General features: G+C 63.2%; 22 protein-coding genes. 10 read left to right on the top strand and 12 right to left on the bottom strand.

The window, feature by feature from the left end; genetic code table 11:
• Positions 1 to 64: 64 nt before the first annotated feature.
• The gene (locus ACIQWO_RS05985) at positions 65 to 979 is read left to right on the top strand and encodes a LysR family transcriptional regulator (protein ID WP_402820522.1); all 915 of its coding nucleotides are present in this window, start codon (positions 65 to 67) and stop codon (positions 977 to 979) included.
• A 33-nt stretch (positions 980 to 1,012) separates the two neighbouring features.
• On the opposite strand, the gene ACIQWO_RS05980 is transcribed toward ACIQWO_RS05985, so the two are convergent.
• A complete protein-coding gene (locus ACIQWO_RS05980; protein WP_402820520.1) occupies positions 1,013 to 2,242 on the bottom strand; it encodes an epoxide hydrolase family protein in 1,230 nt (409 codons plus the stop codon).
• A 157-nt stretch (positions 2,243 to 2,399) separates the two neighbouring features.
• Here ACIQWO_RS05980 and ACIQWO_RS05975 point away from each other — a divergent pair, with 157 nt between their 5' ends.
• Complete coding sequence (locus tag ACIQWO_RS05975) at positions 2,400 to 2,984, top strand: TetR/AcrR family transcriptional regulator (RefSeq protein WP_402820517.1); 585 nt, start codon at positions 2,400 to 2,402, stop codon at positions 2,982 to 2,984.
• 2 nt (positions 2,985 to 2,986) lie between these two features.
• On the opposite strand, the gene ACIQWO_RS05970 is transcribed toward ACIQWO_RS05975, so the two are convergent.
• A complete protein-coding gene (locus tag ACIQWO_RS05970; RefSeq protein WP_402820515.1) occupies positions 2,987 to 3,433 on the bottom strand; it encodes a type II 3-dehydroquinate dehydratase in 447 nt (148 codons plus the stop codon).
• A gap of 4 nt (positions 3,434 to 3,437) precedes the next feature.
• A complete protein-coding gene (locus ACIQWO_RS05965; protein ID WP_402820512.1) occupies positions 3,438 to 4,781 on the bottom strand; it encodes an MFS transporter in 1,344 nt (447 codons plus the stop codon).
• A gap of 128 nt (positions 4,782 to 4,909) precedes the next feature.
• On the opposite strand from ACIQWO_RS05965, the gene ACIQWO_RS05960 reads away from it, so the two are divergent.
• Together ACIQWO_RS05960 and ACIQWO_RS05955 are read left to right on the top strand one after the other, a co-directional pair.
• A complete protein-coding gene (locus ACIQWO_RS05960; protein WP_402820509.1) occupies positions 4,910 to 5,695 on the top strand; it encodes an IclR family transcriptional regulator in 786 nt (261 codons plus the stop codon).
• A 68-nt stretch (positions 5,696 to 5,763) separates the two neighbouring features.
• A complete protein-coding gene (locus ACIQWO_RS05955) occupies positions 5,764 to 6,441 on the top strand; it encodes an HD domain-containing protein (protein ID WP_402820506.1) in 678 nt (225 codons plus the stop codon).
• Positions 6,442 to 6,457: 16 nt separating this feature from the next.
• Here ACIQWO_RS05955 and ACIQWO_RS05950 read toward each other — a convergent pair whose 3' ends face one another.
• Complete coding sequence (locus ACIQWO_RS05950; RefSeq protein ID WP_402820503.1) at positions 6,458 to 7,357, bottom strand: LysR family transcriptional regulator; 900 nt, start codon at positions 7,355 to 7,357, stop codon at positions 6,458 to 6,460.
• A gap of 97 nt (positions 7,358 to 7,454) precedes the next feature.
• On the opposite strand from ACIQWO_RS05950, the gene ACIQWO_RS05945 reads away from it, so the two are divergent.
• Complete coding sequence (locus tag ACIQWO_RS05945; protein WP_402820500.1) at positions 7,455 to 7,979, top strand: DMT family transporter; 525 nt, start codon at positions 7,455 to 7,457, stop codon at positions 7,977 to 7,979.
• 325 nt (positions 7,980 to 8,304) lie between these two features.
• On the top strand, positions 8,305 to 9,942 hold the full coding sequence (locus ACIQWO_RS05940; RefSeq protein ID WP_402820497.1) for a methyl-accepting chemotaxis protein: 1,638 nt from the start codon (positions 8,305 to 8,307) through the stop codon (positions 9,940 to 9,942).
• A 25-nt stretch (positions 9,943 to 9,967) separates the two neighbouring features.
• Here the strand turns inward: ACIQWO_RS05940 and dapA are convergent, their stop codons facing one another.
• Complete coding sequence (gene dapA, locus ACIQWO_RS05935; protein WP_402820494.1) at positions 9,968 to 10,948, bottom strand: 4-hydroxy-tetrahydrodipicolinate synthase; 981 nt, start codon at positions 10,946 to 10,948, stop codon at positions 9,968 to 9,970.
• A 453-nt stretch (positions 10,949 to 11,401) separates the two neighbouring features.
• The gene (locus ACIQWO_RS05930) at positions 11,402 to 11,872 is read right to left on the bottom strand and encodes a VOC family protein (protein WP_402820491.1); all 471 of its coding nucleotides are present in this window, start codon (positions 11,870 to 11,872) and stop codon (positions 11,402 to 11,404) included.
• A 2-nt stretch (positions 11,873 to 11,874) separates the two neighbouring features.
• On the opposite strand from ACIQWO_RS05930, the gene ACIQWO_RS05925 reads away from it, so the two are divergent.
• The 3 genes from ACIQWO_RS05925 to ACIQWO_RS05915 all read left to right on the top strand — a co-directional run bounded on the left by ACIQWO_RS05925 (position 11,875) and on the right by ACIQWO_RS05915 (position 14,103).
• On the top strand, positions 11,875 to 12,033 hold the full coding sequence (locus tag ACIQWO_RS05925) for a hypothetical protein (protein ID WP_402820488.1): 159 nt from the start codon (positions 11,875 to 11,877) through the stop codon (positions 12,031 to 12,033).
• A gap of 275 nt (positions 12,034 to 12,308) precedes the next feature.
• A complete protein-coding gene (locus tag ACIQWO_RS05920; RefSeq protein WP_402820485.1) occupies positions 12,309 to 12,557 on the top strand; it encodes a hypothetical protein in 249 nt (82 codons plus the stop codon).
• A 181-nt stretch (positions 12,558 to 12,738) separates the two neighbouring features.
• Complete coding sequence (locus ACIQWO_RS05915; RefSeq protein ID WP_402820482.1) at positions 12,739 to 14,103, top strand: diguanylate cyclase; 1,365 nt, start codon at positions 12,739 to 12,741, stop codon at positions 14,101 to 14,103.
• A 42-nt stretch (positions 14,104 to 14,145) separates the two neighbouring features.
• On the opposite strand, the gene ACIQWO_RS05910 is transcribed toward ACIQWO_RS05915, so the two are convergent.
• Positions 14,146 to 14,931, bottom strand: coding sequence for an FRG domain-containing protein (locus ACIQWO_RS05910; RefSeq protein ID WP_150574278.1), 786 nt, complete (start codon positions 14,929 to 14,931; stop codon positions 14,146 to 14,148).
• A gap of 165 nt (positions 14,932 to 15,096) precedes the next feature.
• On the bottom strand, positions 15,097 to 15,606 hold the full coding sequence (locus ACIQWO_RS05905; protein ID WP_402820478.1) for a DUF2938 domain-containing protein: 510 nt from the start codon (positions 15,604 to 15,606) through the stop codon (positions 15,097 to 15,099).
• A gap of 104 nt (positions 15,607 to 15,710) precedes the next feature.
• Between ACIQWO_RS05905 and ACIQWO_RS05900 the strand changes: the two genes are divergently transcribed.
• Positions 15,711 to 16,172, top strand: coding sequence for a helix-turn-helix domain-containing protein (locus tag ACIQWO_RS05900; protein WP_402820475.1), 462 nt, complete (start codon positions 15,711 to 15,713; stop codon positions 16,170 to 16,172).
• A gap of 12 nt (positions 16,173 to 16,184) precedes the next feature.
• Here the strand turns inward: ACIQWO_RS05900 and ACIQWO_RS05895 are convergent, their stop codons facing one another.
• From ACIQWO_RS05895 to ACIQWO_RS05880, 4 genes are all read right to left on the bottom strand, one after another.
• Positions 16,185 to 17,678, bottom strand: coding sequence for an enterochelin esterase domain-containing protein (locus ACIQWO_RS05895; protein WP_402820472.1), 1,494 nt, complete (start codon positions 17,676 to 17,678; stop codon positions 16,185 to 16,187).
• An 8-nt stretch (positions 17,679 to 17,686) separates the two neighbouring features.
• Positions 17,687 to 20,122 carry a TonB-dependent siderophore receptor gene (locus ACIQWO_RS05890; RefSeq protein WP_402820469.1) on the bottom strand — a complete coding sequence of 812 codons (2,436 nt, stop codon included), beginning with the start codon at positions 20,120 to 20,122 and terminating at the stop codon, positions 17,687 to 17,689.
• 229 nt (positions 20,123 to 20,351) lie between these two features.
• The gene (locus ACIQWO_RS05885) at positions 20,352 to 21,356 is read right to left on the bottom strand and encodes a FecR domain-containing protein (protein ID WP_402820466.1); all 1,005 of its coding nucleotides are present in this window, start codon (positions 21,354 to 21,356) and stop codon (positions 20,352 to 20,354) included.
• Entirely contained in the window at positions 21,353 to 21,862 is a 510-nt protein-coding gene (locus tag ACIQWO_RS05880) for a sigma-70 family RNA polymerase sigma factor (protein WP_402820463.1), read from the bottom strand. The genes ACIQWO_RS05885 and ACIQWO_RS05880 overlap by 4 nt, the downstream gene beginning before the upstream one ends.
• Positions 21,863 to 21,949 lie beyond the last annotated feature (87 nt).

The following is a 21,949-nucleotide window of genomic DNA, read 5'->3' as shown; positions in this document are numbered from 1 at the left end:
TTCGCGATAACATCAATGTCATTTGATTCATGCCAATCTGGCATCTGATGCGGTGGAGGGCGACGTGGCCGGATTCGATGAACGCATGCTCAACGGCATGGGCGTGTTCGTGGCGATTGTGGAGGCGGGTAGCTTCGCGGCGGCGGGCGAGCGGCTGGATATGTCGCAACCGGGCGTGAGCCGTGCCGTGTCGCGACTGGAGGGGAGGCTCGGCATCCGGCTTTTCGACCGGACGACGCGCGTGGTATCGCTCACGGACGAAGGGCGTCGCTTCTACGCGCAGGTCACGCCGTTGCTCGCCGGGCTGGAGGATGCTGCAGCGACGGCGTCGGGCGGTGCTACGGCCGTGCGCGGCCGTCTGCGGGTGAACATCGATCCCTTCTTCTCACGCCTGATTCTCGGGCCGAGTCTTGAAGCATTCCTTGCGCAATATCCCGCGTTGCATCTGGAACTGATCACGCGCGACAGTCTGGGCGACATGATCGCCGACGGCTTCGATCTGGCAGTGCGTTTCGGCGTGCCGCCCGACTCGACGCTCGTCGCGCGAAAACTGCTCGACACGCCAATCCTGACGGTTGCAGCGCCCGCCTATCTCAAGCGCTGCGGGCGGCCGCTCAAGCCGGAGGAACTGGCGTCGGACGCGCATACCTGCATCGAGTTTCGCGATCCGCGCACGGGACGTCCGTTCCCGTGGGAGTTTCATCGCAAGCGCAAACACCTCGTGGTGCCGACGAACGGGCGACTCGTGGTGAACGATGCAGGCACGCTGCTCAGCGCCTGTCTGGCAGGTTATGGTGTCGCGCAGGTGATGGGCTTCGGCACCGAAAGCTGGCGCGAGAGCGGCCAACTCGTCGATCTGTTTCCTGACTGGCCCGACGAGCGGTTTCCGCTCTATGCCTATCATCCGTCGCGTCATCGTCCGCCTGCCAAGACGCGGGCGTTTCTCGACTTTGTGACGTCGCTCACGGCGAAGACATAGGGACATCCTCGCAATGAGCGACGTTGCAGAGCGTCACTGCCCGCGCGCCTGCCCACGGAAGGCACGGAATGCGTGCCACATCTCCTGCGCAAAGATCTCCGGTTCTTCAAAGGCCGCAAAATGTCCGCCTGCGGCGACTTCATTCCAGTAGAACACCGTCTCCCACGCCTGCTCTGCCCAGTGGCGCGGCGGGTTGAACGTCTCCGCGGGAAAGAGGCTCGCGCCCATCGGAATCTCGATCTTGCAGCCGCCCGACCGGCCCGGCGAGAAGAACTCGTGACTGCGGATCGTCTCGCCGACCCCTTCCCAATACAAACGCGACGCCGATGTGCCTGTACCGGTGAACCAGTAAAGGGAGATGTCGTCGAGCATCTGGTCGAGACTTAGCGCGTCTTCCGGTTTGCCCTGATTGTCAGTCCAATCCCAGAACTTCTCGTACATCCACATGGCGAGCGCCAGCGGTGAGTCGTTCAGCGCATAGCCGATGGTCTGCGGACGCGTGTTCATCTGGTCGGCGTAACCCGTCCCCTTGGTCACGAAGTACTCGATGCCCGCAAGCGCTCTGGCTTCCGCCTCGGTGGGGTTTTCGGGCAGTTCAGCAGGAACCACCATCGGCAGATTGACGTGTGCCGCGAGCAGGCCGTCGGGCTTCTGACCGGCGAGTGCCGTCGTGATGGCGGAGCCCCAGTCGCCGCCTTGTGCGACCCAGCGTCGATAGCCGAGACGTTCGGTCATCAACACGCCCCACGCTCGCGCGATACGGGCCGGATTCCACCCGAGGTCGCGCGGCTTGTCGGAGAAGCCATAGCCGGGAATCGCCGGGACGACAACGTGGAAGGCGTCTTCCGCCTTGCCGCCGAACTTGACCGGGTCGGTCAGCCGCTCGATCACATTGACGAACTCGGCCACCGATCCCGGCCATCCATGCGTGAGCAGGATCGGCATAGCGTTCTCGTGAGGCGAGCGGGCGTGAATGAAGTAGATGCCGACGCCGTCGATACGCGTGCGGAATTGCGGAAAGCTGTTCAGACGCGCTTCGAAGCGTCGCCAGTCGTAGCGATGCAACCAGTGCTCGACCAGCTGCTGTGCAGCGGCCAGCGGAACGCCTTGCGACCAGTCGTCCACGAGTTCGCGATCGGGCCAGCGAATGCTCCCGAGTCGGCGATGCAGGTCGTCAATGGCGGCGTCGGGCACATGAACCTCAAATGGCGTGACGGCTTCTGTGACTTCGGGCAACGTCAGGAATTGCGGCAAAACAGACATGAAAAACTCCGTGAACCGATGTCGATCAGCGATGTGACCGACATCGAAAAGGGAAAATCAACGCTTAAATATAGCGAGTGCTACAATATTAAACATGCGACGGCATGCGCATCAAGTGTTTTTTAGCGGTCGCTACATTTGGAGTACACTTCGCGTCATGGCACGCAAACTTGCATTCGACTACGAGCAGGCGCTCGACCGCGCGACCACGTTGTTCTGGCAACGGGGGTACGCCGCGACCGGGCTGCGCGATCTTCTGAAAGTGATGGAGATCGGGGAGGGCTCGTTCTACAACACGCTCAAGAGCAAGAAGCACCTGTATCTGCTGTGTTTGCAGCGTTATCAGGATCAGGTCGTGAGCACGCGCATGCATGCGCTAGCCGCCGCGCCGGATGCCGCATCGGGCATCCGCGCTTTCTTTGCCGCCGTGCTCGACTGCCTCGATGACCCGCAGACGCCACGTCTTTGCATGCTGGCGGCGATGGAGGTCGACGAGGTGCTAGCCGAGCCGGAGCTACGTGAGCGCGCCGAGCTGGGGCTGCATCAGTTGCGCTCGGCGTTGGTGAAGCGGTTGAAAGAAGACCGCAAGACAGGCCGATTGCCGTCGACGCTGGACGTCGAGACCGTCGCCCAGATTCTCGTGACGTTCCTGCAAGGCCTCTGGCGCATGGCGCTGGTCAAGTACGACAAACCGGCTTATGTGCGCCAGATCGATGGCCTGTTGACGGGACTCGGTCTCTGAGGTCAGCGCGGGGCGTTCCACAGATCGTCAATCGCGCGGATGGCGAGCAGATACCCGTTCGCCCCCGCGCCGCAGATCACCGCCGTCGCCGCGACGGAAATCGTTGAATGGCGATACTCCTCCGAGCGTCGATGAATATTGGTGATGTGTAGCTCCACCACGGGCCGCGCCAGCAGCTTGACGGCGTCCAGCACGGGAATCCGTCCGAAGGAAAAGCCAGCAGGATTCAGGATCAGCGCCGCGTCCTGAAGGAACGCCTCCTGAATCCAGCCAACCAGTTCGCTCTCGCTGTTCGTTTGACGGAACACGCAATCGAATTCCAGCGTCGCGGCAAGCTTCAGACAGTTTTGCTCGATGTCTGCCAGCGTGGTGGTGCCGTAAAGTTGTGGCTCTCGCAAACCCAGCATGTTCAGGTTCGCGCCGTTGAGGATGTAGAGTTTTCGGGTCATGACGTCAGTGAGTGGATGATCGGTCCAGGGGCGTGCCCTTCGATTCGGGCGAGATGGCGATCATCAGGAAGGAAAGCAGATTCAGCGAGCCGCACACCGCGACGATGGCCCAGGGTGAACCGTGGAAGGCGTTAAGCAGCGCCACGGCGACGATGGGCATCGGCCCGCCCGTCAGCAGATTGGCCCCCGAGTACGACAGGGCTGACCCGGTGTAGCGGGCTTCGGTCGGGAAGGACTCCGCGAACCACACAGGCTGAATGCCGCTCTGGAATTGCGTGAAACCGAGGAACGCGCCCATCACGACCATCGTCAAGGCCAGCGAGTTCTGACCCAGGATCGGGAAGTAGATCAGGCAGCAGACCAACGTGCAGAACGAACCGAGCAGCAGGGCACGCTTGCGTCCGATCCGGTCGCTCAGATAGCCGCCTGCGAGCGCGCCCACGATGGCGCAGACGTTCGCCACCATCAACAGCATGAACCCCGTTTGCTTGGGCACGCCGAGCTGTTTGGTCAGGTAGCTGAGCGAGAACACCACGATCAGATAGAACAGCGCGGCGGGGCCGCAGAAGAACAGCGTCAGACGAAGGGCCGTGCGCCAATGATGCTTGAAGACGATGCCGAGCGGGTTCGACACGCGGGCGCGTTGCCCGTCTTTCTTGAGTGCTTCGAATGCGGGCGTCTCGTTGACCTTGCGGCGAATGTAAATCCCCAACAGCACGAGCACGAAGCTGGCGAGGAACGGCACGCGCCATCCCCACGATTCGAAGGCGTCCGGCGAGAGCAGGCTGGCGAGTGCGAAGAGCGAGAAGTTGGCGAGGATCTGGCTCAGCGGCGAGCAGATGCCCAGCAAGCCGGAATACCACCCGCGCCGCTCGGCGCTCGCGTGCTCCACGGCCATCAGTTGCGCACCGGTCGACTCGCCGCCAAGGGCGAAGCCCTGAATGATGCGCAGCGTCACCAGCAGCGTCGGCGCAATGATGCCGACTTGCGCGTACGTGGGAAGCAGCCCCATCAGAAACGACGAAGCGCCCATCACCGACACGGTGATCAGCATCAGTTTGCGACGTCCCCAGCGGTCGCCGAGCATGCCGCAGATCACTGCACCAAGCGGGCGTGCGGCCAGTCCGGCCCAGAAGCTCGCAAGCGAAGCGAGTAGCGACGCCGTCGGATCGAGTGACGGGAAGAACAGCTTGGGAAAGATCGTGGCCGCGACCACACCGTAGAGCGCGAAGTCGAACCATTCGAGCGCGGTGCCGACCGTCGCCCCCGCGACCGCCCGACGCGCCATCATTTGGGCCTGCGTGGATTGTGCTTCCACGCTCAGGTCCGAATCCACCAAAGTTGACATGTTGTCTCCTGAGTTCTCGATATATTGAAACGTTCGTTTCTGGCGACGAACAAGTGCTATTGTTTGCGCGCACCGGAGAGGTCGTTCCAGACCGGAACTCCATTCCACATTATGGAAGATGACGTCGGATGTCACTAAAAAACGGGCTGAAAATTCTCGATTTGCTGGCGTCGGAAGGTGAGGGCGCGGGCCTTGTCGCGATTGCCGAAGCGCTGTCGTTGCCGCGCAGCACTTGTCACCGCGTGCTGACCGAACTGGTCGAGAGCGGGTATGTCAGGCAACTGGTCGATCATGGCCGGTACATCCTCACGATGCGCATGACGTCGAACGGCCTCGAATTCCTGAGCCTGACGGGCATCGCGGACATCGCGCAGCCGATCATCGAGCGTCTCGCTGCGCAGACGGCCGGGCTGGTGCGTCTGTCGCTGGTCGACTGCGACGCCATCATCTGGGTGGGCCGCGCCGACGGACAGCGAACGGGTTTTCGCTACGACCCGGACATGGGGCATGCCGCGCAACTCTCCTGCACGTCGACGGGCCATGCATGGCTCATGACGATGACCGACGAACAGGCCGCGTCACTCGTGCTCAAGCAAGGCTTCGGGCAGCCGAACGAGTTTGGCCCGAACGCGCCGACGACGCTCAAGGCGCTGCTGGGTTTTCTGCATGCGGCGCGCGTGCGCGGTTACGCGATGATCGACGAAGTCTTCGCGCCACGCATGGCGGCGGTGGCGGTGCCGGTCGTGAGCGGCTCGCGTTGCGTGGGCGTTATCAGTCTCGCAGCGCCCCGGGTGAGGCTCACGGCGAAGAAGATCCACGAGTTCTCCGGGCTGATGCTCGAAGCGGCCAACGAGCTGGCGCAACTGAGCAATATGGCGGGCTTTCCGAGCCGTCCGCCGCTGGGCAAGGGATAAGCGCTCATGCTGATGCACCATGAACGGGAATCGCGGCGATAATCGTGGGCTACCCAATGGAGCATCAGATGGACAAGCGTAATCAACGCGACGCAGCGCACGCAGAACCGGAGGCGGTGAGCGTAAACATTCCGAGCGATTTCAGCAGAATCGACGTGCCTGCGCGTCTCAAGGCACAGTTGTTGTTCATGCGCGAGGTGGATGCGCTCAAGGAAACCTGGCGCAATACGTTGCTGATCACTGGCAAGCGTTTCGAGAACGACGCTGAGCACAGCTGGGAAATGGCGTTGATGGCGACGGTGCTGGCCGAATATGCGCCTCAGGGCACTCAGATTCCCCGCGTCATGCTCATGCTGCTAATCCACGATCTGGTCGAGATCGATGCGGGCGACACCTACGCCTACGACGCCGTGGCCGCGCAGGATCAGCACGAACGCGAGCAGGCGGCGGCCGAGCGCATCTTCAATCTGTTGCCCACGGATCAGGCGCAATCGTATCGTGCGCTCTGGGAGGAGTTCGAAGCGCGCGAAACCGTCGACGCGAAGTTTGCACGTGCGATGGACCGGCTTCAGCCGCTGCTTCACAGCTATCACACGCATGGTCGCGTCTGGGGCGAGCGCTCGATCAAAGCGTCGCAGGTGCGCAAGCTGATGCATGTAATCGGCGATGCATCCCCCGCGCTCGGAGAACTCGCTGACCGGATGATCGCCGACGCTATCGACAGCGGCTTCCTCGAAGACAACTGACGGCAAGCGGTGGATTCTAGCGGCAGATCTCCGCGATCTGCTCGCGCAGCCACCGATGCGCGGGGTCGACGTCGCGACGGGCATGCCATACCGCTTGAAACAGGAACGGCGGTATCGCGAACGGCGCGGCGAAGCGTCGCAACTGCCGGTCGTGACGCAGATGCGCGACAGCGGTTTGCGCGACCGTCAGAATCAGATCCGTCCCCGCAATCAACTCCGGCGCGATGCTCCAGTGCGGCAGCGTGACGGCCACGCGCCGCGTGTGTCCTAACTCTGCGAGCGCCTGATCGATTTCGTTGTCCGCCCCCGGACGCATCGCGACCAGCACGTGCGGGCGCGCCAGCCATGCCGCCATCGCCAGACCGCCACGCGCAGGCAGCGTGGTGCGATCCGCCAGACAGACGAATGTTTCTTCGAACAGCGTCTGCGTCTCCAATTCCCCCGGAAACTCGTGAAACACACCCAAAGCCAAATCGATTTCACCGTCGAGTAGCTGGGTGAGCATCGCTTCGCGGCTCGCTTGCGTGGCTGCGAGATCGATGCCCGGTGCGTGCTCTCGCACGCGACGCGTGAGCTGAGGCAGCGCCACGCGCGAGCCGTAATCGGACAGCGCGATACGAAAGGTGCGCTTCGCCCGACGTGGATCGAACGCCGGTGCGTGCAACAACCCTTGCAACTGATCGAGGGCGTCTTCAAGCGGACGTTGTAGTTCCAGTGCCCGCGAAGTCAGTGCGAGGCCGCCGTCGCGCCGTACCAGCAGCGGGTCGTCGAAGATGCCGCGCAACTGCGCGAGCGCGTGGCTCACTGCGGGCTGACTGCGATGCAGACGTAGCGCTGCGCGCGACACATGGCGCTCCGCCAGCAAGGCGTGCAGCGTCAGCAGCAGATTGAGGTCGATTCGACGCAGATCATCCATGTGATGAATAGTTTGTGTGACGAATTCGAATTTCCATTATTGAAATGGATGATTCATGCTGAAGGCAAGCAATATTTACGTATAGAGAGGTCCCCCCATGAATGCGTCGTTGACACCCCAAATCCCCGCGACTGTCTTGTTGCCGCTCGTCATTGCGATGCTGGCCGGTGCTGTCGTCCCGTTTCAGGCTGGCAGTAACGCAGCGCTCGGGCGTGCGCTGGGTCACCCGCTGTGGGCGACGGTGGCGTCGTTGCTCGTGAGTCTCATCGTTGTGCTGCCCGTGCTGATCGGCATGCGCGCCGGATTGCCGGACATCGGCACTGCCGCGCGCGGGCCGTGGTGGCTGTGGATCGGCGGTATTGCGGGCGTGGCCTACATTACGGCGGCGCTGGTGCTCACGCCGCGTCTGGGCGCTGCGAACTTCATCGTCTGTGTGGTGGCGGGGCAGGTCGTCGCGTCGCTGATCATCGACCACTTCGGGCTGATGGGACTTGCCGCCAAGCCTGTCAATCTCGCGCGCATTGCCGGTGTAGCGCTCATAGTCCTGGGCATGCTCGTCGTGCAATGGGGAACGCGTGCAGCATCGACAGGGCCGGTCGCGGCGAAATCCGTCGTTTCCTGAACGGGACGCAACCCGCATCGTCGTCACCCGTTCGGCATTGCGTTCAACGTCGATGTAATCAGGTGGCTTGATATATGTGATGGATACGCAATTCGCGTTGTTCCGATTCCATTTCGGTGCACGTTTCCATCGGTGGAACGCCTTGTCTGGCGGGCGTTTGCGGGGAGTCGCGCGAATTTGTCGCGGCAAGGCTCAAGTTTCGTCAAAAGCACTCGTTAAGTCTCGTCAGAGGTACCGAAAGCGGTACGGAGAGAGACAGAGACCTGCCACGCGTGCTGGCGGCAGGGCGAAACCAAGACCCCCAGGACGAATCGCGCAACCACCGATGTTCAAGAATCTGAGTATCAGCAAACGGCTCGCCGCCGCCTTTTCCCTCAACGTTCTCATGCTGTTGGTCGTGGCGGTCGTCGCCGTGACGAAGATGGCGACGATGGACACGAACACGCAGCTCATCGTGTCCGACCTGAACAACAAGATTCTCGAATTCCATAACCTGAAGGATCGCGCGTCCTATGTGGCTGTGCTGCTGCGCGACATCGCGATGTCCGAAGACGCTTCGCAGCTCGACACGCGTCTGAAGAAGATCGACGAGCTGCGTCAGGCGAACCTGAAGAGCATCGACGGCATGGCGACGATGTTCTACACGGAGAAGGGCAAGGCGCTCTATCAGACGCTCACGCAGGCTAGCGCGGAATACGGCAAGCAACTCGACGCGTTCAAGACGCTCGTGCACAACGGCGACTACGCCGGTGCCAAGGCGCAACTGCTGGGCAGTCTCCAGAAGGCGCAACTGGCGTTCTTCTCGCCGCTCGACGACCTGATGGGTGTCGGCAAAGCCGTGAGCGCAAAGGAAGCAGCCGACGCGAACGACGCCTATCTGTCGGCACGCGTGTGGCTGTTCGCGACGTTGTTGCTGTCGGTGACGTTGTCCGTGGTGGCAGGCGTGGCGATTGCGCGTTCGGTGACGCGTCCGGTGCGCGCCGTCTCGGAAGGGGCTTCGGCGCTCGCCAACGGCGATCTGACGCATCGCGTGCAAGTGGAAAGCCGCGACGAAATCGGCGAGATGGCCAATGCGCTGGATACGGCCATCGCACAACTGAGTCATCTGGTGCGCAACATTCAGGGCGCATCGGGTGCCATCGACACCGCAGCGCGTGAGATCGCGCAGGGCAACACGGATCTGTCGCAACGTACGGAAGAGCAAGCCGCCTCGCTCGAGGAGACGGCGGCGTCGATGGAAGAACTGACGTCGACCGTGCGTCAGAACGTGGAGCACGCCGTCGAGGCGAAGCGTCTGTCGCAAGAGGCGTCGGGCGTGGCCGACGCAGGGGCGCACAGTGTGCGTGCCGTCGTAGAGACGATGCAGGCGATGGCCAGCGCCTCGGCACGCATGAGCGAGATGATCACCGCTATCGAAGGCATTGCCTTCCAGACCAACATTCTCGCGCTCAATGCCGCAGTGGAAGCTGCGCGTGCGGGCGAGCAAGGTCGCGGGTTCGCTGTCGTGGCGGGCGAAGTGCGCACGCTGGCGCAGCGCTCGGCAGGCACCGCAAAGGACATCCGCGAACTGATCGCGGCATCGGTTCAGCAGGTGCAGGACGGCTCGTCGCGCGTGGAAGTCGCAGGTCGCACGATGGATCAGATCGTGGTGTCCGTGCGTCGTGTGAGCGAACTCATCACCGAAATCGCAGCGGCGAGCGACGAGCAGGCACGCGGCATCGAACAGGTCAATCAGGCCGTCGCACAGATGGATCAGGTGACGCAGCAGAACGCCGCGCTCGTCGAAGAGGCTGCGGCGGCGGCCGAGCATATGCGTCAGCAGGCTTCCGACCTTGTGAGCGAGACGTCGAAGTTCCGCGTGGACAGCAGCGTCGGTGTGCACGGTGGCTTCGCGCATCATCCGGTGTCCATGACGCCGAGGCTTGCAGCCCCAGACGACAGGCATCTGCGCGTCGTCGGCTGACGACGCGCCCATCGCCGTCTTCCCGTCAGGCAGCGTCGGCGACCGTCGCGCCTTGCGCCGCCTTCGCACCGAATGCCGTGTCGATGGCGGCGACGGCATCTACCAACTGCTGCGCAAGCGCCGGTGACGCACTCGTCATCGGTGCACGCAGCACGTCTTCAAGCCAGCCTTCGCGCGCGAGCCACGCCTTCACGGGGCCAGGGTTCGCTTCGGCAAACAACAGCTTCACGACCGGCATGAGTGCATGAAAGAGCACGCGCGCGACGTCGAGTTGCTGTGCGCGTACGGCACGATAGAGCGCGGCGAAATGGGCTGGACGGCAATGCGACGACGCAATGATCGCGCCGTGACCGCCCATCGTCAGTGTCGACAGCAGTTGATGATCTTCACCGGCAAGGACAGACAGACGCCCGTCGGCGATTAGCGCCTGCGTCGTGTGCGCGTTGCCGCCGCAATCCTTGATGCCGCGAATGTTGGCGTGACCGGCCAGCGTGAGCAGTGTCTCCAGCGTCAGCGTCGCCCCTGTGCGATACGGAATGTCGTAGAGCACCAGCGGCGCTGCCGAGCGGTCGGCCAGCGCGTGGAACCAGTCGACGAGTCCCGCCTGCGACGGGCGGATGTAATACGGCGCGGGCGTCAGCACACCGGCGAGCGGCAGTGCGTTCAGGGCGCCCACGCGTGCGAGCGTATGCCCGAGATGATTCCCCGCGAGACCGGCGATGACAGGCAGTCCGTCGGCTTCTGCCAATACGGTCTCAAGCACAGCGATCTGTTCGTCGTCTTCCAATGCGGCCGCTTCACCGGTCGTGCCGCAGATCACGAAGCCTGCAATCCCCGAGTGACGATAGTGCGCAACGAGCCGCCGCAGTGCGGTGTGATCGACCGGGGTGTGTGCGCCTTCGCGCTTGAAGGGCGTGATGAGCGGCAGCCAGATCCCGCGAAAGGCTGACGGTGCGTGCAGCGAAGCAGTTGGGTTGGCGGCGATGGGCGATTGCGTGTCTTGCATGGTGTCTCCCTGATACGAATGCGATGAACGTGTGGTGACCTTGTACGGAAACCGTTCAGCAGGGCGACGCAAGATTTGACGCGTGGTGTTCGGGGCAGATTGGCCGGTGATGCGGGGCGGTGCAGGTATTGCAGGCGCGCACTGGGCGCTGGGCGGGACTGCCGGTCCACGTGGCTATTCCGTCGCTCAACTGACGGAACAGCACGCTCCGGTCAGTTGAGCGACTGTTTTTTGCTTTTGACGAACGCACCCCGTTGTCCCGGAAGGGCAACGCGCAGCGTCTGCGAACGGAGGAGGGCGGTATTCGTCATGCGGTGACTCTATACGCAATGCGCGGGTAACGTCAAGCACGTCACCGCAAAACGTCACGGCGATGCCCGCGCGACCGGCGACGTCGGCGCACTCGCACGTCCAAATGTCCGGAAGCGGTCGCCAGCCGGTTGTACAAGTTCTTCAGCCCGTTGCGGCGCGGTCGAGCGTGGCGATATCGATCTTGTGCATGGTCATCATGGCTTCCATCGCACGGCGCGCTTTGGCGACATCGGGATCGGCCATGAGATCGAGCAGTCGCTTCGGCGTGATCTGCCACGAGAATCCCCAGCGGTCCTTGCACCATCCGCAAGCCGATTCGGCGCCGCCGTTGCCGATGATGGCGTTCCAGTAGCGGTCGGTCTCTTCCTGATCCTTCGTGACGACCATGAAGCTGATCGCCTCGTTCGGCTTGAACTCCGGGCCACCGTTCAGGCCGACGAACGGCTGGCCCAGCACGGTGAACTCGACCGTCAGTTCTTGCCCGGCGCCAATACCCGGAATGGGCGAAACGTGGCGCGCCTGAACGTGACTGTCGGGAAAGGTGGCTGCGTAGAATTCGGCGGCCTGGCGGGCCTCACCGTTGAACCAAACACATGTGACGAGCTTCGTCATGAATGTCTCCTGTCGTGAGTCGCCGACGCAATGAAGAGGGCGAAGGCGAGTCAGGTTACTACACCGGTTCGCTGCCGAAGTCGGGCATCCCACTGCCGGTGTCGAGCGGCGTCGCGACGCGTGAGTATGCCGCCGCGACGCACAACAATTATCGGCGATGAATTGTCGATCGTCTCAGGATATTTAATTCGTATTCCGATGTAATTAGAAGAATAAAAATTACGGATGAATTCCTGTGGTGCATGCCTCCGTCGCATGGCGAGCGGTCGTTCCGAGTATCGTTGGTTTCGCCCGCAAAGCCCCGTCGCGCGGGCACCACGGGTCAGTTTTGCCGGTTGCTAATTTGAAAAGTCCAAGTGACAATCACCGAAACCCGGGCAGTCAAAAATATCGGGGGGAAGAAGGGCGGGCAATAACGAATAAGAATCGGGACAAGATGGCAGCCAAAGTGGTGAAGTATTCGCGCGACGGGGTAATTTATTACGAAATTCGAGGCGCTTTACCGGACGGCACGCGATACGTCGACCGGGTGGGCTTCAGCGACCGGGAGTTGGGATTCCGTCACCCGGTGGCGGCGAGAATCAAGCTGCTCCGCACCGAGTACGCGGCAGCATGCAGCAAGGTGCGGGCAGAATGTGCGGCGGATGTCGTCACACCGCGTTGGGTCAAGCAATTGATTTTTTAAGCGAAATCGGTCGGCCCGGCCGGTCAGTCCTGGCAACGACCGTCGCAGGAAGGCAATCGCAAGTCTTGCGTTGTCATGGTGATGAAATATTCACATGTTGAGATTGCCTTATACGGGCCGGGCGCTTCATGGCCGTTCGAAATAAATGGAATTCGTAACAAAAGACGTCCTGGCGAGTTGCATGGAGTTGCTGCTGGACGCAGTGTTTCTCGTCAATCGGTCCGGCACTCTCGTGTACGTGAGTCCGGCCTGCGAAGCTATTCTCGGCTATAGCTCGCAAGAGTTGATGGGGCGCTCGATGATCGATTTCGTGGCGAAGGAAGACCGCGACAGGACCATCGAAGAATCGAAGCTGGTCATGGCGGGACGCCCGCGGATCGGGTTCGAAAACCGTTACATCCACAAGGACGGCCATTACGTCCACATCATGTGGTCGGCGCGTTGGTCCGAAGAGCATGGCATGCGTATCGGCGTCGCCCGCGACGTCTCGGCCCGCAAACGGGCCGAAGCCTTGCAGCGCGCCACCTACTCGATTTCCGAAGCGGCTCACGACGCCGCCGACATTCGCTCCCTCTGCAAGGCCGTCCACGACACGCTGGGCACGCTGTTTCCCATCGACGCTATCGTCGTCGCGACTTGCGACGCGGACCTGCGCGTGTGGGACAAGGCTTATCAGTACCGCGACAGCACGGACGTCCCGCTGCTCGACTGGACGCAGGCAGAAGCGCTTTCGACGCACGCCACCAATGCGCAAGAGCCGCTCTGGCAACTGATCGAGACGGTGCCCGATGCCGATCCTGCGACGGATGCTGTTCACGTGCGCACCGAGCCATTCTCATTAGATGATAACGTTGAAGCCGCACGGCACGCGCTGGCGGTGTTGCCCATGCATACGGCACGGCGCGCTGTCGGCACGCTCATGATTTACGGGCCTGTGAAGGCGTTGCAGGCGGAAGCGGCACAGCGGCTACTGGCGTTCGTCTGCGATCAGACGGCGCTGGCCATCGAGCGCAAGCAACTCATCGACGACCTCTACAACGCCGCGCGCTTCGACGAACTGACCGGACTGCCGAATCGCCGCACGTTTGGCGAATTCGCCAGCGAAGCGGTACGCCGCGCGCAGCGCACCAACGGCAAGCTGGCGCTGCTCGTCGCCGATATCGATGGATTCAAGGACGTGAACGACAGCCTCGGACACGCGACCGGCGATCTGCTGCTCAAGGAGATTGGACGCCGCATGAAGGCCGGGGTGTCGGACTGTGGCTTTGTGGCGCGGCATTCGGGCGACGAGTTCGTCGCCATCGTGCAGGACGCCGAGATCGTCGAGCGGATCGACTTCGCCGTCAACCGGCTGCGCGCGGAGATCGAACAGGCGATCTCGGTGAACGATGCGAGCCTGACGGTACGGGTGAGCGTGGGCGTCGCCGTGTTCCCCGACGACGGTGAGTCCATGAGCGAATTGATCCGCGTGGCCGATCAGCGCATGTACGCCAACAAAGCCGCGCGCAAGTCAGGTGGCGCGAGTTTCCTCGAACGGTTGATGTGATGCGACGCTGAACATCGCCGTGCCGCCCGCGTTACCTCAGCATCACCCCAGCGTCTGCGTCGGCCAGACCATTTCGATTTCGACGGCAATCGAGCGCGCGAGTCCGTCGAGATCCGGAAACAGCGACGCGTTCGTGACGTTCATCCGGTAGAGCCACTTCATGGCATCGGCGCGCAGCGCGACCGGCAGCACGATCTTGCGCAGCAGCGGTTCGTCGCTCTCGTAGCCGTCCAGAATGCGATGCATCGGCCGGTCGATCACACCGGGCACGACGAAGGTGCCGGACTGCGCGATCAGACGGCCATCCATTTCCTCCGGCTCGCCGAACCAGACCACTTCGTTGTCGTTGCCGAGAAAGTACTTCTCCATATTCCCTTTAACGCGCGGGTCGATCGTGTCGCGCGTGAGCCACGGCGCATGGCGCGGTCGTGCGCGGTCGTCGTACAGCGCGGGCGTGTTGAGCGCAAAGATGGCGGAGTCGGACGTCGCGCGTTCCAGTGCAAAGAACGCCGCCACGAACGGCGACTTGGTGAAATCGAGCAGACGAGTGGGCGCGCCGTGGTGCTGCATCAGCCCGAGGCAGCGCAGGTCGTCGTGCAGCAGTTCGGGCCAGGGCACATGGTTGTGCGCCTTGCGACGGAAGATGCGAATCGCGCGGGCCTCCCGGCTGCGCCACTGCTCCTTGTCCGACACGTAGGCGTGCAGGTAGCGGGACAACGAACTTTGCAGATGCCAGCGAGCGTCTTGCTGCCCGCGAAACGCCCAGCCTTCGAAGCGGGAGGACAGCTCCATGAAATCCTTCCAGCTCTCGACGACAGTGGTGTCCATAGTGGGCGAAATCCTTGAGTCGGCGTGCCACGGTGCCCTGTGCCGCCATACAATTTTGTGAGGACGCCACGGCGCAACGAGTGCGACATGGCGTCGGCCACTATAGTACGGCGTCCGTGACAGCTCAAGCGCGAAGGGGGCGTTCGCGCGGACTTGCGCTCAGCCCTAGGCGGCGATGATGGCCATTGCGACGCTGACCACCCACGCACCCGCATATAAACCCAGACCGAACACTGTGTGCGTCATCAGACTGCGCAGGCGTGCCTGCGCCGGTTTGGGTGTTTTGCTGGCGGCAACACCAGCGCCGAACGCGGGTTGCATGACGAAGAAGGGCATCACGACGGTGGCCACACCGAACGCGACCGCCGGGAGCCACGTTGGCGCATCCAGCCAGGCGGCACCCGCGAGCATGACGAGGGCGGCGGCGAAGCCGACCCCGATGGCGTAGTGCGCGAACCACCCGAGCGCTTTCTCACCGGTGACGGGCGTCGCACGGGCGATACCGGCGTGAGCGAAGCGACCTGCAGGCATGTGCCCAAGCCAGCGCCCGACCATCGCGAAGTCGAGCGATGCGATGCCGAAGACGCGGCGAAGCAACAGCGCCCAGAGGTCCATCACAACCGTGGCGAATACACCGATCGCAAGGATCTGCGCGGCGAGCGTGAGCGTTGTCATTGTCAATCTCCTGAATCGATAGGGCATCCGCGCCGAGACGGCGAGTCCGCGATTAGGGCACTATACGAATTCAAGTCAACTTGAAGTCAAGCGGGAGTCTCGACATGACACTGGACATTGGCGACGTCGTCGCGCGTGCGGGTGTGCCGCCGTCCACGCTGCGGTTTTACGAAGAGAAGGGGCTGATTGCCGCGACGGGCCGACGCGGGTTGCGACGGCAATACGATGAGTCGGTCTTGCAGACGCTGTCGCTCATCGCATTGGGCCGCACGGCCGGATTCTCGCTGGACGACATCGCCACGATGTTGTTGCCGCAAGGTAAGGCGAACATCGACCGTGAGCGGTTGCAGGCGAAGGCGGAGGACATCGACAAGACGATCCGGCAACTGAGCGCGTTGCGTGACGGCTTGCGCCACGCAGCGGAGTGTCCGGCGACGGAGCATCTTGCATGCCCGCAGTTTCAGCGTCTGATGCGGCTTGCCAGCATGAAAGGAGCGAAGGGGGCGAAGGCATCCCCGTTGGCGACGCGCTCGCCCCGGCCAGGCAAAGTCGCGAAGGCAGGCTGAAGCCGTCTGAGGTTACGGACGGTCGCCACCGTTCCCGAACGACGGCATCGAGCACACGGCAGCGAGACTCCCTGGCGCGGCCGGACGCGCTTGCAAGGCGCGTTGCGTGTCAGGCGTGCCGATGAGCGCCATCAATCCACACGCCAGCGAACCACGCCAGTGCAGGTAGTCGTGTCCGGTGGCGGTCGACGTGTACGTCACGCGGTAGCCCTTCGCACGCAACACATCGCGCATGTGACGGCCGGACGTGCCGATACCGGTCGGCCCGCGTCGGTCTTCGAACAGCCCCGATTCAAGGTAGAACTTCACAGGCAGACGCGGGCCGTCAGCGTACTGACGGATCAACCAACCGGATTCGCGCGCGTCGGCATCGCCTTGCGACGGCGCCCACCAATATGACCCCGACTGCGAGAGCACGTTGCCGAACCACTGCGGTGCTTCATGGGCTGCCCATGCCGACGCCAGTCCCCCGTAACTCGATCCGGCAACCACCGTGTGTTCGGCGGATGCGGACACGCCCTGTGCCTTGGCCCACGGCATCAGTTCATCGGACAGGAACCGCGCGAACGCCGGATTCGGCGGTAGCTCCTTGCCTCGGGTGCTGCCGTCGATCACGCCGACGATGAGCGCAGCCGTTCGCGGGATTCGTCCCTCGGCGATCAGGTTGTCGAGAATCACCGGCGTGGGCACGGTGTTCACATAGGCGTGTGCGTCGAACACCACGAGCAGGCCTCGCGAGGCGTCATCCGCACGATATCCCGCAGGACGATAGACGTAGACGTCGCGCGTATTGCCGAGCACTTTGCTGGTGAAGCGTGTGGCTTGCAGGGTGCCCGACGGTACATCGGCACGGCGTTCGATCCACGGTTGCGGCGGGGCGTCGGGCAGGACGACCGACGACTTCACGCTGCGCTTGCCGTCGAAGCCTTCCACCGTGAATGGATGGCGGTTGAGCGGGTCGGCCTGCAACGTCTTCAGGACCGCCCGACGACGCTCCATTGGCGTGCCTTCGACGTCGGGGACGTTCGGCGCGAGCTGGTAGGACAGCCGGGTGCTGTCGGGCACGACGTAGCTGCGGTACCAGACGTCGCTGTTGCCCAACTGACGCATGTCGTCATGATCGCCGGACGGCGCCCCCAGAATGCGCACGTTATGCGGATGGCCGCGCCAGAGAAAGGTCATCAGCGACACTTTGCCGGGGGGCGCTGCGAGCGGCGAGGCCATCTCGTCGCCGGTGATGGCACCCGGTGCAACTACCTCGATCATCGGCGTGCCCGTCGCACTGACTTCTTGCCAGAAGGCGTCGGTATTACCACCCGTGCATAGCGTCGCATTCAATGCGAGCAGACGCGGACTCACGAGTCCAAGCCGGTATTGCGGTGCGTGAGGATCGCTCGCGCAAGCGGCGTCGGACGGTGTCGGGGCTGCCAGCGCGAGGCTCGTCATGCCGCCGGACGCAACGAGCGCGACGGCGACCGCCGTCGCCCGAATCATAGGGAATGTCATGGCGAACCTCAGAAGTCGACGCTGGCGGAGAGCTTGAACGTGCGCGGGGCGTTCTGGATCACGTAACCGTCGTTGAACGTGCCCGACCATGCAATGCGATTGGTGACGTTTTCGACAGCAGCACGGAACACCACGCCTTTGCCGTAAACACGTGTGGCATAGCGCGCGCCGACGTCATAGCGCGTCCATCCACCGATCTGCTGTGTGTTGGCCGAGTTCACATACTGCGAGCTGGTTGTGATCATGCGACCGGTGAGTGTCACGCCCGGCACCCACGGCAAGTCCCATTCGGTGCCGAGGTTGGCCGTCCACTTCGGCACACCGTACGGCGTGTTGCCGTTGTAGAGATTGCCCGCCGTTTTGGTCAGCTCGCCACGCGTGTAGGCCACACCGCCCAGCACACGCCAGCGCGGCGTGAATTCGCCGAAGACGTTCCATTCCACGCCGCGGTTACGCTGCTCGCCGTCCGGGTTGTAGGTGTTGGTCGCGACGTCCTTGATCATGCCCGGCTTGGTGATCTGGAAGAACGAGAGCGTGTTCGTGAAGCTGCCTGCGTCCCACTTCACGCCGAACTCAGCCTGCTTGCTGCGATACGGCGCGAAGACCTGTCCGTAGTTGGCGGCGCTCACGTCCGTGACCATGCCGCCTTGCGTAAGGCCTTCGATGTAATTGCCGTAGAGCGAAACGTTCGGCCCGAAGGGTTTGAGCACGAGACCGAAGGCCGGGGTGATGGCGTTCTCGTCGTAGTTGGACGTGCGCGCGCCGGTCGTCGCCGAGAAGGCGGCAGCGCGAACGCGCTGGCTGCGCAAACCGGCGATCAGCGTCACGCGGTCCTGGAACATCGAGACGGTGTCGGCCAGTGCAAAGCTGGAGAGCGTGGATTCGGCGGTTTTCGGGGCCGAACCGGCGTCTTTGGCCAGCGTCGGATTGACCGGGGCGTAGATGTTCGAGTTGTAGTTCGCGCTCGTCGTGAAGACGTTGCCGCTGGTCGTGTCGAGCGACGTGGCCGAGAGCGTCAGCTCATGCTTGAGCGGGCCGGTGCGAAAACGCGTGCGAACACCCGCGTCGAGCGAGAGGGTGTCGGTCCAGCCACGCTGGAAATAGGTTGCGCCGGTGTAGCTGCCGTCCGCCTTGATCGGCCCGGTGCGCGTGCCGGTGATGAAGCCGGAGTAGCGGTAGCTCAATGCGCCGATACCGGCGTAGGCCGTGATGGCGTCGGTCACATCGACCTCACCGCGCAGTTGTACGCCGGTGCTTTCGAGATTGCCGAACTCTCCGCGCAGCACGTTGGTGCCCGAAGCGGGCGGAGCGACGACTTTCGTTGCGAAGGTCGCCATCCACGGACTGCCGCCGGTGTACTTCTCCGAGTCGGTATAGGCGTCGAGGCCGATACGGACGCGGTCCGTCTTCAGATCCAGCGCGACGGAGCCGAATTCGCGACGCTTGTTCTGACCTTCGAGCGTGGTGCGCCCGTCGCGCAGTGCGCCGTTAAAGCGAATGCCGATCTGTTCGTTGTCGCCGAAGCGTCGGCCGATGTCGGCCTGCACGCCGAATTGCGAGTCCGACAGATAGTCGGCGGTCACGCGTGTGAGCGGCGCGCTTTCCGCCTTCTTCGTCACCACATTGATCGCGCCGCCGACCGCGCCCGACGGCGACATGCCGTTGAGTAGCGCGTTCGGTCCCTTGAGCACTTCGACCCGTTCGATGAACTCGGTCGGCACGTGGCCGTACGGCGACAGGCCGAACATGCCGTTGAGCGAGACTTCGTCGGCCGTCAGCGGGAAGCCGCGCACGCTGAAGTTTTCGTACATGTGGCCGCTCGACGTCGTGAAGCGGACCGACGGGTCGTTGTCGAGCACGTCGGCCAGCGTGGTCGATTGCTGGTCCTGAATCGTCTTGGCCGTATAGGACGTGACGTTGAACGGCACATCCATGAAGTCCTTGTTGCCGAGCAGGCCGAGACGTCCGCCGCGCGCGACCTGTCCGCCATCGTACGCTTCCGGCAGGCCGACGGCCTGCGCGACGACGTGCGTTGTCGGCAGCAACACGCCGTCGCCTGCGACCGCCGCACTGGTGTCTTGTGAGGCGGCGCGCAGCGTGTAGACGCCCTGACTGCTGCGCATCGCCTGCAACTGATGCGGCGAAAGCAGTTGGTACAGCGCTTGCGTCAACGTGTAGTCGCCGTGCAGGCCGGTGCTCTGACGTCCTTGCGTGAGCGACGCATCGATGACCAACTCGATGCCTGCCGCGTTGGCAAACCGGTTGAGCACGGCGTCGAGTGTGCCGGGGGCGATCTGCCATGCGCGATGCGCATCGGCGGCGTTTTGCGCGACGGGGGCGGCAGTGGATGCGGGCGCAGCGGTGGCGCGCTCGGCAACGCTTGCGGCTGCGAGGGCGATCAGCAGGGCGACAGCGGGACGAAGGGCTGCGGAAGAGGGCTTCAAGCGCGGCGTCGGGCGCTGCAGGGCGGCGTCGGGAGTCAACACGTTCGTGAACACGGTGGTCAGGTCTGGAGAGCCAGAAGGTTCGGAAAGGGATGCCGGTGCGGTCATGCCGCACCAGCGCATACAGGTATTCCGAACGAGATCGGCAAACCCTCAACCGATTTGGAAAAAATCTGAAAAAAGTTGGCAGGACTTGGCGAGCCGGGGCGTCAGACGTGACGTGCCATCGCTATCGCGCCTTGACCGTCACCCAGTACCGCGTGCGATAGACCGTCTCGACGGGCAGGCCGACGGCCAGACTTGCCAGCGCCCGGTCGGTGTCGGCGAGCGAGAACACGCCGCTCACCAGAAGATCGGCGACGGCGGCATCGCAGCGGAGGACACCGCGCCGATAGTGCGAGAGCGTCTCGACGAGATCGCCGAGGCGAATGCGTTCGACGACGAGTTGCGCGCGCGTCCATGCTGCGGCGTTTTCGTCGAACGGCGTGGATTCGGCCAACGGCTCGATGGCGCTGGATGAGAAGCTCGCCGCTTGCCCGGCGTCGAGCCGCTGCGTGTGCGCACCGTGTGTGGGACGCACGAGTACGATGCCGTCGAAGACAGCGACCTGCGTGTGGGCGCCGTCGTCGCGCACGGTAAAGCGCGTGCCGATATCCCGAATCTCGCCTTGCCGGGTGGCGACGGTCAGCGGCGCGCGGTCGGTTGTGTTGGACGGACCGGTCTCGATGCAGATACGACCGCGTCGCAACGAGATGCGTCGCTCGTTCGGCGAGAGGCGCACGTCAACCGACGAGGCCGTATCGAGCCACAGTTGGGTGCCATCGGCCAACATGACACGACGCACTTCGCCCACGCCGGTTGAATAGTCCGCCGTCACGGTGTCCCACATCGGCGAGCGACTTAACGTGTAACCCGCTCCCGCCAGCGTGATGACACCCCCGAACACGCGTAGCGCCCGGCGGCGTCCGGCATCGCTCACGCGCGGCGCCGGGCGGGCGGTCAGCGTGTCGAAGGCTACCCGTGGTGGCAGCTTGTCGAGCGCTTCGAACTTCTGTCCGATGATGCCCAGACGTTGCCACGCACGCTCGTGATCGGGATGTGCGGCGCGCCAGTGCTCGCAGGCGGCAACGTCCTCAGCGGTCACGGCTTCGGACCAGAGTCGGGCGAGCCAGAGGCTGGCGCGCTCGACGACTTCCGGTGAGAGAGGCGCAACGGGTGCGTTCGGCAAGCTCATACGTCGCTCCCGAACTGCACGGCATAGCACTCGCGCAGCGCCTGCGAGATGTACTTTTCCACCGACGACACCGAAACCTGCAACTGCTCGGCGATCTCCCGATAGCCCAGCCCTTCGAGCTTGCACAGCAGGAACGCGGTGCGCGCTTTGGCGGGCAGACGCGAGAGCAGGGTATCGATTTCGATGAGTGCCTCAAGCACGAGGGCGCGTGTTTCAGGCGACGGGGCGATCGGCTCGGGCAGCGCGGCCAGCGTTTCGAGATAGGCCGTCTCGATGTGACGTCGCCGGAACAGATCGATCACCAGACAGTTGGCGATGCGCGCCAGATAACGACGGGAATCTTCGATGTGCGGCGCACGTCCGTTGGAGAGCACGCGCAGGTAGGTGTCGTGCGCAAGATCGGCCGCGTCGAACGCATTGCCGAGCTTCTTGCGCAACCAGCCGCGCAGCCAGCCGTGATGATCGCGGTAAAGCGCGCCCACCTCGCGCTGAAAATGACTTTCCATGATTCCCCGTGTTTGCATGACGCGTATTCCACGGGCGATGCCGCTCAAGAAAGGACGCTGATCCGCAAATGATAATGATTCTTATTA

This window comes from Pandoraea sp. NPDC090278 (assembly GCF_044772185.1).
Taxonomy (GTDB): domain Bacteria; phylum Pseudomonadota; class Gammaproteobacteria; order Burkholderiales; family Burkholderiaceae; genus Pandoraea.
This window is presented reverse-complemented; position numbering and strand designations above follow the sequence as displayed.